7 protein-coding genes and 1 pseudogene are annotated in these 9,191 nt (G+C 53.2%); 2 read left to right on the forward strand and 6 right to left on the reverse strand.

Annotated elements, in window-relative coordinates; all coding sequences use genetic code 11:
- The 4 genes and pseudogenes from glyA to B3Y70_RS15125 form a co-directional block, all read right to left on the reverse strand.
- Window positions 1–293: pseudogene (gene glyA, locus B3Y70_RS15110) on the reverse strand (serine hydroxymethyltransferase); the annotation flags it as partial.
- A gap of 1,347 nt (window positions 294–1,640) precedes the next feature.
- Entirely contained in the window at window positions 1,641–2,381 is a 741-nt protein-coding gene (istB, locus tag B3Y70_RS15115; protein WP_273029782.1) for an IS21-like element helper ATPase IstB, read from the reverse strand.
- Window positions 2,368–3,873 carry an IS21 family transposase gene (istA, locus tag B3Y70_RS15120; RefSeq protein ID WP_288590029.1) on the reverse strand — a complete coding sequence of 502 codons (1,506 nt, stop codon included), beginning with the start codon at window positions 3,871–3,873 and terminating at the stop codon, window positions 2,368–2,370. The genes istB and istA overlap by 14 nt, the downstream gene beginning before the upstream one ends.
- A 130-nt stretch (window positions 3,874–4,003) precedes the next feature.
- On the reverse strand, window positions 4,004–4,222 hold the full coding sequence (locus B3Y70_RS15125; protein WP_273029787.1) for a helix-turn-helix domain-containing protein: 219 nt from the start codon (window positions 4,220–4,222) through the stop codon (window positions 4,004–4,006).
- A 116-nt stretch (window positions 4,223–4,338) separates the two neighbouring features.
- Here B3Y70_RS15125 and B3Y70_RS15130 point away from each other — a divergent pair, with 116 nt between their 5' ends.
- Together B3Y70_RS15130 and B3Y70_RS15135 are read left to right on the forward strand one after the other, a co-directional pair.
- The gene (locus B3Y70_RS15130; RefSeq protein ID WP_053114475.1) at window positions 4,339–4,890 is read left to right on the forward strand and encodes a hypothetical protein; all 552 of its coding nucleotides are present in this window, start codon (window positions 4,339–4,341) and stop codon (window positions 4,888–4,890) included.
- Window positions 4,890–6,287: a DEAD/DEAH box helicase gene (locus tag B3Y70_RS15135; protein WP_227507892.1), complete on the forward strand. Its 1,398-nt coding sequence runs from the start codon at window positions 4,890–4,892 to the stop codon at window positions 6,285–6,287. The genes B3Y70_RS15130 and B3Y70_RS15135 overlap by 1 nt, the downstream gene beginning before the upstream one ends.
- A 331-nt stretch (window positions 6,288–6,618) precedes the next feature.
- Here the strand turns inward: B3Y70_RS15135 and B3Y70_RS15140 are convergent, their stop codons facing one another.
- The gene (locus B3Y70_RS15140; RefSeq protein ID WP_053114471.1) at window positions 6,619–6,861 is read right to left on the reverse strand and encodes a hypothetical protein; all 243 of its coding nucleotides are present in this window, start codon (window positions 6,859–6,861) and stop codon (window positions 6,619–6,621) included.
- Window positions 6,862–6,909: 48 nt separating this feature from the next.
- The gene (locus tag B3Y70_RS15145) at window positions 6,910–7,596 is read right to left on the reverse strand and encodes an HNH endonuclease family protein (RefSeq protein ID WP_273029790.1); all 687 of its coding nucleotides are present in this window, start codon (window positions 7,594–7,596) and stop codon (window positions 6,910–6,912) included.
- Window positions 7,597–9,191 lie beyond the last annotated feature (1,595 nt).

Here is a 9,191-nt window from a genome sequence, read left to right on the forward strand (position 1 = left end):
CCGGAATGCGGCTGCACGTTGGCGTAGGCCGCACCAAACAGCTCCTTGGCGCGGGCAATGGCCAGATCCTCAGCGATGTCGACAAACTCGCAGCCACCGTAGTAACGCTTGCCGGGGTAACCTTCGGCGTACTTGTTGGTCAGCACACTGCCCTGGGCTTCCATCACCCGCGGGCTGGTGTAGTTTTCAGACGCGATCAGTTCGATGTGTGCTTCCTGGCGCTTTTCTTCCGCCTGCATGGCGTTCCAAAGTTCGTCATCGAAACCGGCGATTTTCATATCACGAGTAAACATGGATGTGCTGCCCCTGTCTGTATGGCTGGCCCGGCGATGCCTCTTTGCAAGCCGGAACCCCTGAAAAATTGGGCCGCTATTCTATCTTGAAAGCGGGTTAAAAATCATCCTTTATGCCGTCCGCAGATACCGGCACACCGGAGGCTGTCAATTGCTATCGCGGAACGCTTTAGATACCTTACCCGGTTATTGTTCTCAGGTACCGACGTCCGTGGTATCGGCCTTCGGGGTGAGCGATCCGGGATACGCTGTAAATACGTCCCTGTACGCTCGACAAAATCATCCCTGATTTTGACGATCCCGGATCGCTCACCCCGAAGTCCTCGATCAGTCGCCTGACGTGCTTTCATTTTTCAAGCTACTGTTTGATAAAAGGAATATGCCAAAATGGCTCAATCTGCTTATCTATCCCATTAGTTTTTCGTTATGTTTTATCGGTACACAACCACTCCCTGTACCAGCTGGCCTTCCACCCCTTCCTAGTACCTCCACCCTGTCATCTTCACGAAAAACCAGTCGTTTTAGTTAACTTTTACCGATTTCGGACCAAATTGGACTCAAAAACTTAACTTTTTTGTACGCGCCCACTGATCAAACCTTGCCAGAAGTAAACAGCCGCGCTCCAGCTCTGAGACAACAAACCGCAGATCGCACTAACCTTCCTAGTGGACAGCTTGGCCAGCACATATCTCCTTTAGACACATTTCTCCTGTACGCTCAGCTTTACCACCAGGATCAGACTCATCGTGGATGGCGCGAGGATCAGTGAATGACGAGCAGCCACCATCGAGACTGTCAAAGGTCGGCACCCCCGACCCTATACACAGCTTCTAGACATTTCACATGCCGCAATATTTAGGTATATCGAAACTCTTCTCATTGAAGAGCCAAATGCAATCATCGAAGCACACCTTGATGAGCACCTCTGGGCCGAATAGATTCGATGTGCAAACCTTGTCGCGGTCTATTTAGCGGAAGCGCCGGGCATCCTGACTCAGCCTACGGGCCAAGATGAAATTGCAGAGCATCAAATGCGACAGAGAGGGATTTCCTGGTCACACGCCAGGCGGATGCTCAAATCGCTGAGCCAAGCCAGCAGCTCCGCCTGACAGATCGACTGATCGCTGACGCCACCATCAAGTCACCGCACTTGCGTGCTGCACATCCACTACAATATTCAGCGGAACCTAATTGAAACGGTCCGCCGTCGACATCGACAGACGGTTGCCAACAACACTTTTCTGTTAAACATAGATGACAAGCTTATTCTTTCAATCGAGGCTGATTGTCAATGGCCATTTATTTTGACCCACCTTTGGCCAATAAAATTGACCCACCCTTCATAGTCTAGCTCGTAACTTTCTGCTTCAGTCGATAGCTTTCTCCTCCCAACATAAAGATGTGTGAATGGTGGATGATCCGGTCAATGATCGGCACCGCCACGTTGTCGTCGTGGAAGAACTCGCCCCAGCTGGTGAAGTCCTTGTTGGTGGTCAGGATGATGGACCGGTATTCGTACAGGCTGTTGATCAGTTGGAACAGGTTGTAGCGGGCCTGCCGGGTCATAGGCAGGTAACCCAGTTCATCAATGATCAGCAGATCGTATTTGGCCAGGGCGCTGACCCGCTTTTTCAGCTCACCCTTCATCTCGGCCAGTTCAAGCTCTTCCACCAGATCCAAGGCGTTACGGAACAGCACCCGGTAGCCAGCTTCCACGGCTTTGTAGCCAATGCCGATGGCCAGGTGGGTCTTGCCTACACCGGGCGGGCCGATGAACACCAGGTTGTTGCGCTCGTCAAGGAACTGGAAGTCCAGCAAGGCATTGACCTGGCGTTTGGTGATGGCGGTCTGGTGCCTGTAGTCGAAGCCCTCCAGGCGCTTCTCGGTCGGGAACGCGGCCATCTTCCGGTTCCGGCGGATGCGCTTGTCCTGGCGCTGGATCAGTTCGTGTTCGGCAAGCCGGTCCGCGAAGCTGAGATAGGACATCTCGTTGGCTTCCGCCTCGGCCAGCAGGCTTGTTAATTCATCGGCGGCTGCGCTCAGGCGCAGACTGCGGTAGCGGGCCACGGTTTGCTCAAGCTGGCTCATGGGTCACCCCCTGGCCACTGGAGCGGCCAATACGGCGATAAGCACTCAGATCCAGTGTTTGCTTTGGTTCTGGCAGCGGTTCCGGCTGCCGTTCCCGGAGGACGGCGGCTTGGGCCGCTTCAAGGTAGCTTTGCAGCCGTGTGGCGGTCATGCCGGGGCGCTCTGCCAGCGTCGTGATCAATACCGGGTCCACGGGTTCGTGGCGCTTGAGCAGGTTACGGGCAGCGACGAGCTGATCCTTGTAGATCTTGGGCTCGGAGCGTTTGAGCTGCTGGCACAACTGATGCCCGATCTCATTACCGATCAGGGCGTCGATATCGGATTCCAGCTTGCTCACGCGCTGGGCATGGTCTCGGTAGTGATGAGTGTTCTTGACCACCTTACCCTTGTCGGAACACAGCGCATGGCTGGCGATGACATCGCCTGTGTTCAGGTCGCTGATGTGGAGTTGGCCGCCGGACTCCAGAACGCCCACCCGGGCCTGTTGCCAGGCCATGGGCACGGAGTATTTGTTGGCCTTCCAGGCGATCAGGCCGGTCTTGTCGGCTCGACGTGTCTCGTGGGCCAGCGGCTGCACGCAAGCTGGTGATAGGTAAGCCTCCAAGTGCTCTCGCTCGTCCCGTTCGAAGCGTTCCCGGGGTGGTTCGCCGGTGGTCCCATGAATACGGACATTGGCTACACTCTCAACCCAGTCCTGCACGTGCTGGCGTACGTGTTCCTGATCTCGGAAGACTTCACCGTAGAGGCAATCCTGCTTGACGTACTTCACGCCAGCTTCCACCTTGCCCTTGCTCTCCGGGTCGTAGCCTTCGCAGGCATGGATCCGGAACCCGACCGTGGTGGCATACCCATGGAACCGCTGGTTGAGGGTCAATTCCCGGTACTGTTCGTTGATCACCACCAGCTTGGTCTGATCGTAAACGCACTCCTCCGGCAGCCCACCGAAGTAACGCAGGGCTTCGTCATGGAGCTGGATAAAGGTCTGGGTATCCAGCGGCCGGAAGGCCAGACCCACGTACATCAACCGCGAGTAAGACAGCACGAACACCACAAAGTGCAGCGTGCGCTCTTCGCCGCCAATCAGCACGCCGCGCAATTCACCGGGGTCCACCTGGCACTGAACACCCGGCACATCGTCCAGAATGGGTTCGTAGTAGCGCATCTGGGCCGAGGCTACCTCCTCCTTGAGCGTTCGAACATAGCGGCGAATGGAACGATCCGAAGCTGGCAATTCACCCACTTTCGCTTGCAGCTTACGGGCAATCTTGACGGCGCTGAGCTTGGGAAACCGCTTGAGCAAAGTCACCAGGTAATCCCGGTGATCGTCGAGGCGCTTGCTCCGTGAGGGATCTGCAAACTGCTCTGTGATCGCATCCACCTCCATCCGCAAATACTTGCGTACCGTGTTCCGGGATAACCCCAGTTCCTGACTGATGGCGCGGATCGACGAACCTTTACCGTTATCGTGCATTGCCTTGATCTTGTGTATCACAACCCACTCCTTCACTGACATGCCCCCGGCCATCGATAAAAGCTGGGGACAGTAGCTGGTTCTGTGGCCTGACGGCCACTCGGAGGTGGGTCAAAATTAATGGCCAGTAGTGGGTCACTTTAATTGGCCACTAACACTGATCGAGCAATAGCTCTGAAGGGTGACATCTCAGGCATTCGGCGAGTAAGTAGAGCTTCTCAATAGTGACGTTGACTTCCCCCCGCTCAATTTTGCCTACATAGCTCCTGTCTATTCCCGCCTCGTAAGCAAGACGCTCTTGCGAAAACCCTTTGGATTTTCGAATCGCACGCAAATTCCGGCCAAAAGCCTCGCAAACCAGTGAGCCCATTTCTCGCCCTCACAAAAGGCAAGACTATGGTTTCTTGAGGCATCACAGGCCACGGCATATAATACCCATTTTTTTAAGATCGACTTGTTCGATCAAAAGACCAATTGGGCCGCCGAATGGAAAAGACACAGTCACTGCAAGTCGATAAGATACTGATCGAACTGTTGCGAAAGCAGTTAGACACTCCTTTTTCCACCACCAGTATTCGGGATCTGTACGTCCTTCAAATACCTGAAGGTCAGCGACCGGGTCGCAACCAACTCCGCAAGCACATCTATAGAGAACTGCTGCGACTTGAATCGGCCAAGGTGATTGAACGACATGGCGGCTCCACGGGCCGCGGGTGCAAATTTATCTTCCGTCCAGAACATTCAAGCGTCGAGCTCGAAGCCAGGCCCTCGCCGTTCGAAACCAGTGATCCTCATGTTGAGTCACCGATGGACGTTAAAACACAGAGAGCGCTGCAAGAAGAGCTCTCCCAAAGGAGGATCGAGCTTGTCGCCAGCATTGGTGAAGCGGAAGAATACCAGCGCCTATATAACAAATACCCAGCGCTTCGAGGGGCCGTGAAGGAGCAATATCTGGAGTCTCGAGAGAAGAGCACGAAACTCCTGGGCCAGCTGCGCGCTGTCGAGTCCGTGATCACGAAAGTTGGCTTTCCCTCATGATGCAGTTGCGCGCGTGGCAGAGTGAGTGTATTGCTCAGGCTCTGAAATCTTTTGAACGCCAGTCCCACTTTCTATGTCATGCGACACCCGCGGCCGGGAAAACTGTCATGGTTGCGTCTGTCGCTAAGGCCCTTTTTGAACGGGGCAACATCGATTTTGTCGTATGTTTTTCACCTTCGCGAGCAGTAGCACAAAGTGTCGCCACAACTTTTAGCCAGATTCTCGGGAGAAGCTTTAATGGCCAAATCGGTGCTGCAGGTGGGTCTTATACCTATCAGTCGATGAGTACGCTCCCCAGTGAGCTTTGGCGAGTGCTGAGCGACCATCGAGTCCTCGTAGTATTGGATGAGGTCCATCACTGCTCTGGTAGTAGCTGGGACGAATTCTCTATGGGCAACAGTTGGGGGAGAATCATTCTCGATAGAATTCAGGGAAAGGCATCCTTCACAATCGCTTTATCCGGAACGCCATGGAGAACGGACGACAACCCTATTGTTCTCGCTCGATATTCTCAACCGGACGGCGAGCTGCATTGTGACTACGAATATGGCCTACAACGGGCTGTTCTCGACGGAGTGTGCCGAGCTCCAAATATCGTGCTCACTGACAATCGAGAGATCCATCTGAAGTCATCTGAACTCGGCCTTAAAACCTATTCCAGTATCCGTGACACTATCAAGCAGGGTCATATTTCTTATCCCGACTTTCTTTACCGGAACGAGGTGATCGACCACACGCTTTCTGAGGCATCAAAAAGGCTATCAAAGATTCGGCGGCGCGTTCCTACTGCGGCCGGGTTGGTCGTAGCAGCCACCGTGGTTCACGCAGAACAAATAGCGACCAGGTTTTCAGCCTTGGGTGAGAAACCCGTTGTTGTGACGAGCCGGACTCCGGAAGCTCATGAGGTCATCAATAACTTCAGAACCTCCTCTGATCGATGGATCATTTCTGTAGGGATGATCAGTGAAGGAACCGACATTCCTCGACTCCAAGTATGCTGTCACCTTAGTAGAATTCGAACAGAGCTCCATTTCCGGCAGGTTCTCGGCAGAATCCTCCGTTGCCAGGCAGGCGAACCTTCTGACATAGGAGGCTGGCTCTACGTACTCGCGGAACCCAGCCTGACAGAGTTTGCGCGTCGAATTGGCGAAGATCTCCCAGAGCAAAACGTGGTTTCATTTTCACCCAGGGCTTCAAGGCAAAACGCGGATGGCACTATGGAGCGAGCAGTTGTACCCGAAGACAGTGACGCATCCGAGTGGGACTTCAGTGTCAATGGGACGGATACCCGGACAGCAAGGCCTGACCAAACATGGCAAAAGGAAACAACTGAACTCTCCATGAGCAATCATTACTGGAAAGAAGTTCTGTCTTTATTCGGGGATAGGATGCTGTGACGGCTTCCCCGAAAATTTTTTCTGAGTTCCATTATCGGAATATTCCCGCGGACTTTTCTCAGACAATGAGTGGACGAATCCTCAGAACTTGATGGTTCGTTTATGCACGCTTGTGGAGCCCAGTTTAATGGCGTTTGCCCACAAATTTGGGGACAATTTCTCTCTAAAACAAGCAATTTGTTCCAATAAACTTCACGGTCGGCTCCACTTTGGTGCAATTAGTCAGTTTTTGGAGCCGTGCAGGCCTGAAAAGCCAGAGGCTGGTATTTTTAACGATCTGAAAATATTAGCGGTATGGCACTTTTCATACTGAGAGGAATGTAACGGGTTATCATTTTTGCTCTTTGTTATCCGGTTGATCTCGATTTTCCATAAAATCCTCCGTTACGCCCTCAGCCTCAAAGCACTCATCCCACACGGGATCAGTTGGCCGTTCGTAGCGAAGGACGGAACCTTTTAAACGTTCCAGAGCTGTCGGCTCATTACCCTGCGGCTCGGCAAGCTCATCCGCATGGGCCGCATAGGGATCCAGGCCGTCAAGCAGCTCTTCTTCAGTGAACCTTTTCTTTTTCATACCGCCTCTTTTGAGAGCGAATCATTACACCCTTAGTATAGCAATTGGTCAGGTGCGACACCTATTGAGGAAAGACTTGGTCCAACTGGCTTCCGCCGGAGACAGCTGAAGATCATATTGTTTTACGATTCGGCGAAATCGCGCCACGTATCCGCACTTTCCAGATGGTGGCAACCACTCGTCCGGGCCCTGGGCGCCCTTACTTCTATTTAGGCTTAGCTCGACAGGCCAGAGATTGACCATATCGTTTGCAAACCGTTCTCTTTTCGCTTGGGGCCAAAGCTGTGCGCCACGCTTCCAGGCCCAATTAAGAGGGACCACGTGGTCAATGTCGATCTCGCTACTGTTCTGGATGACGTTGCCCGTGAAGGGACTTATCCAGCGACCGGTGACGACTCGACACTCTTTGTCTGTAGCGAATCGCACCGTAGTGCTGGAAGTTTCGATTAGTGCCTCGGCCCGACTGTTCTGGCAATCGCCATCTGCGTCATCCCACCCATTGCCAAATGCTGATCTCGCGTAGGACGTTGAGCTGGCCTCCGTCGGCTGAGTTGATTGGTTTTGCACCAATGTCTTTGGTAAGCGTCCGCCACTTGTTACGCAAGCGTCAACGGAGTCAAAAGGCTCAAAATCCCGGGTTCGTTCGTAATAAGGGCTTGCGGGTGGATGGCAAATGCCAGACGACGTCTTCTTGACCACGGCTGCACTGGCAACTCCGGACGCGATAAGCAGCATTACAGCCAACAGAGAATGCTGGAAATACTTCACTGACTTCCCCTATATCTCAAAAGCACAGACCCGAACGTCATGTTAAAGACAATGGTCACCGGTATTCTCTGTAGGATAAATCCCACCCGCCTTTCGGATTTATCCGCTTTAGGCGGTCGGCTGAAAACCAGACAATGCGGTCGAGCCGTTTGATCAGGATGATCAGGGCTCAACGCCGGCAAGGATGCCTGGCAAACGCGACACCTGCCAAGTGGTGTGACTCGCCGGGGAGAGGCCTGGTGTCCACTTCTGTTGTTGATTCCTTTCCACTTCGGCCGAGACGACGCGCATTTTAAATAGCCTGCTGTGCCGACGAAAGACCCGTCAAAGAAAATATTTCCAAATGATCGGCTCAACTAATTTAGCCGCCGTTTCACACAGTTGTGGGGCCGGTGTCGGGTCCAACTTCTTCGCTATGACCACAAAGCGGACCTTTTCAGATAGGGGCCTGCCTAATCCGCTATTCGGAAATAAAGCGCGCTGAGGTCGCAAAGCGGACATTAAGATTTTGGAATAACGCCTTGGCTTTGCGGCGTGCCGGAGCGACAGCGTAGGAGCGTTCGCCAACAGCCACAGGTTAGTTGATAGATGGTTATGCAACGAGGTTCCAGTAGCGATTCTTAAGGCAATCCAAGAACCAGCGAAGGTCAGGCTTATGCAATGATCTGGCCCTTATGACAGCACCCTTGGTAAACCTGGCCCGTATAAGAGAACAACAACTGCCCATCATGCTTCATCAAACAGTTCAGACTATAGTATGCATTCCTGCCTGCACATCTCTGTCGTGCCGGCATAGAGGATAGGCCTGGCTGCCGGTCTGTATCAACCGATCCGTCCGGGTACTAGCACTCTGGCAGTCGGCCGCCACAGTATCTCTCTGCTCCCTTACCAAGCCAATGTGTCCCCGCAGCGCCTCGATGCACATCCCTAACCCGTCGGGCAGCCTTTGAACGCAGCATCCCTCACACTGGTCCTCCGCATTTCACTTCAATGATTTTCGCCCTCCCTTCGCATCCAACCATAGTATGTAGCCCAGACAGGTTCGCTGAAACTCCCTAGCAGTCATCCCGGTTTTGTGATCCACGCTGATAAGAGGTTTCTAAATCCGAAAAATAGTCGCTATTACAACTTCATCAGCCACCTCACACACACCGCGACCTCGGATTTTACCTCGCGCAGCTGCACCCAGCTGCGCCAGGATTCTGTGCCACACTTTCCCGATTGCTAAATTGGCTCACGGTTTGAAGATCACACGCTCTACTAGCAAAGCACAGGTCTAACTGAGTAACGGGTGTCGCGCATTTCTGCACACCTACCCTCCCGGGCTTCAGAAACAGGTCCACTTGCCTTATGTACCGTTACCGTCCTAAGGATTCTTCAAGACCCACGTAAGCCAGCGACGCCACTGCCAGTAGAATTGTTCTCTGCTATTACCACTGAGTTTCAGATGGCCGGGATTGCCGGCTTCGCAAGCAAAAAAATGGCCCCACAAGGGGCCAAAAGGATCGCAACACAATGCAATGGGAATCTCTAATTATGACCTGAATCAGTGACTTCGCTCG

It is taken from the genome of Marinobacter sp. UBA5687 (assembly GCF_002420325.1).
GTDB classification, from domain to species: domain Bacteria; phylum Pseudomonadota; class Gammaproteobacteria; order Pseudomonadales; family Oleiphilaceae; genus Marinobacter; species Marinobacter nauticus.

Excerpts from the sequence above, each read along its gene's own strand:
- istB (WP_273029782.1), bottom strand. The coding sequence starts at position 2,381 with ATGAGCCAGCTTGAGCAAACCGTGGCCCGCTACCGCAGTCTGCGCCTG.
- B3Y70_RS15125 (WP_273029787.1), bottom strand. The coding sequence starts at position 4,222 with ATGGGCTCACTGGTTTGCGAGGCTTTTGGCCGGAATTTGCGTGCGATT.
- B3Y70_RS15130 (WP_053114475.1), top strand. The coding sequence starts at position 4,339 with ATGGAAAAGACACAGTCACTGCAAGTCGATAAGATACTGATCGAACTG.
- B3Y70_RS15135 (WP_227507892.1), top strand. The coding sequence starts at position 4,890 with ATGCAGTTGCGCGCGTGGCAGAGTGAGTGTATTGCTCAGGCTCTGAAA.
- B3Y70_RS15140 (WP_053114471.1), bottom strand. The coding sequence starts at position 6,861 with ATGAAAAAGAAAAGGTTCACTGAAGAAGAGCTGCTTGACGGCCTGGAT.
- B3Y70_RS15145 (WP_273029790.1), bottom strand. The coding sequence starts at position 7,596 with ATGCTGCTTATCGCGTCCGGAGTTGCCAGTGCAGCCGTGGTCAAGAAG.